This window comes from Streptomyces sp. NPDC111802 (assembly GCF_055634335.1).
Window position 1 is genome coordinate 1 of sequence record NZ_JBVKCZ010000191.1, and the last position, 2,170, is coordinate 2,170.

Below are 2,170 nucleotides of genomic sequence, written 5' to 3' on the forward strand. Positions count from 1 at the left end.
CCATGCCTGAGGGGTCGAGCGACGCCGCACCCACCCCTCAAGCGCCGCCCGTTCCTCCACTGACAGCACCAACTCGGCCTTCGGCCGCCCCATACCAGCCATGCTGCAAGCCTACACATATAGGAGGAACTCCTGACTCACAAGACTAGGGAGCGTTGGTGCGTTTATGGGTGGACCTTGCCGATGTCAGGTTGTGGGCCGGTGAACTGACCGCTCTGCACGAGCGGTTCGTGCACCGCTTCAGCAGGTCGCAGCCGCGGGATTCGGCACTGGCTTATATGCGGGGCCTGATCGCTCCGCTGCAGCGGAAGAACGGCTGGACGCTGGCGGAGGAAGCCGGGCACGAGGGTCCGGACCGTATCCACCGGATGCTGAACCGGATCGAGTGGGACGCGGATGAGGTGCTCGACGACGTGCGACAGTACGTAGTCGACAACCTCGACGACCGGGACGCCGTCCTGGTCGTGGACGACACCGGCTTCTTGAAGAAGGGGACGCGGTCGGCCGGGGTGCAGCGGCAGTACTCCGGCACCGCCGGGCGCACGGAGAACTGCCAGGTCGGCGTCTCCCTCGCGGATGCAACCGACCGCGGGCGGACACTGATCGACCGGCGTCTGTATCTGCCCACCTCCTGGACCGACGACCGCGAAAGGTGCCGCAGGACCGGCATCGACGACGAGGTCGCCTTTGAGACCAAGGTGGCCATGGCGAAGGCGATGGTCCGCCGCGCCGCCGCGGACAAGACCCCGTTTCGGTGGGTGACCGCGGATGCCGCCTACGGGTTCAGCAAAGGCTGGCGGTCGTAGCTGGAACGGGCGGACGTCTTCCACCACACCTACAACTACCAACACTGCCGCACCGCCCTCGGAGGCCAGCCACCGATCAACCGCGTGAACAACCCTCCGGGTCAATACACCTAGCCACTACAAACGACGCGGACACAGCCCCTGACCTGGGCAAGCAGTCACGGCAAGCACCGTTGTAGTACTAGACCTGCCGCCGAGTACGAAAGCGGCTCCATAACGCTATCGTCCTCTGACCGCAAGAAGCCTGTGCGCGCGAAGATCTGCAGGAGTAGCTGAAAAGGATCTTTCACCCATCGGGCAGACAGTCCACTGTTGTTGCGCTGAGGCATCGGTCTGCTGGCCGACGCACGGGTGGCCGGGGCGCCGGATGCTGTCTCGGCATCGGAAGGTGCCGGTCACGGCACCTCTTAAAGGAGGTATGTGGTGAAAAAGTCAATCGCCGCAGGCTTTGGTGTCCTGATCACGGCATTGGGCATGATGTTTGCGCCTGCTGCCCAGGCTGCTCCAGCAGCCGGTTGTTACAGCGCAGGTTGCAGGGGACTTGATCCCGACCAGGCCGACTGTAGTGCTGATGCGTACACCGTGACGCAGATAAACACCTCGAGGGGAAACATCCAACTCCGCTACAGCCCCTCGTGCCGCTCGAACTGGGCCCGCATGACCAGCCCCACTCCCGGAACCTTTTTGTGGATCAAGGAGTGCTCGAGCGGGTACAGGGAGGAGTTCTCAGTGCCGTCCGGATACACCGTAGCCTGGACGGACATGGTGGATGGCGCAGGTCCGGTCAAAACTGGCGACGTGTTCACATCCACCACCTGCCTGTGACTTACCTGATCGTTTCAGAATGAGTTCGGTGTGGCGGCTGGGCGTTGGGGGCGCCGCCGCGCAGGGGACTGCGGCATGATTGACGAGCTTCTACCCGATGACCTGTAAAAGCGGATAGCCCGGCTGGCACGCTCGACATCGTGATCCCGTCCCTGGCGCTCGGCGCCGTCCACGAACAGCGTCGGGCCTTGGAGCCCAGATCGAGGCCCTGCTGGAGGCCTCCCCCCTTTCGAAGGTCCTGGTCTCGATTCCGGGGGCGGGTTAGGACCGCCGCCAGCTTGCTGGCCACCGTCAGCGACGGCATCAGGTTCCCACCGCCGCCCCCCTCGCCTCCTACCCCGGCCTCGCCCCCACGACGAAGTCTTCGGGAACCTCGATCCACGGCGAACGCGCGCCCAGAGACGGCAACCGGCAACTCAAACCCGCGATCTTCCACCTGAGAGTAATGCCAGTGAATTAGCAGAACTCTGCTGGTCAGCAGCCCGCTGATGGTCGGTTTGGGCTGATTTCATCCTTGGTGACACTGGGTAGTTCGTCAC

At 63.8% G+C, this 2,170-nt stretch carries 1 protein-coding gene and 2 pseudogenes; all 3 read left to right on the forward strand.

What is annotated here, in order from left to right; translation table 11 throughout:
* Positions 1-170: 170 nt before the first annotated feature.
* Positions 171-803 (forward strand): annotated as a pseudogene (locus ACZ7NC_RS45325) (IS701 family transposase); the annotation flags it as partial.
* A gap of 426 nt (positions 804-1,229) precedes the next feature.
* On the forward strand, positions 1,230-1,631 hold the full coding sequence (locus ACZ7NC_RS45330) for a DUF2690 domain-containing protein (RefSeq protein WP_471498268.1): 402 nt from the start codon (positions 1,230-1,232) through the stop codon (positions 1,629-1,631).
* 125 nt (positions 1,632-1,756) lie between these two features.
* Positions 1,757-2,064: pseudogene (locus tag ACZ7NC_RS45335) on the forward strand (transposase); the annotation flags it as partial.
* Positions 2,065-2,170 lie beyond the last annotated feature (106 nt).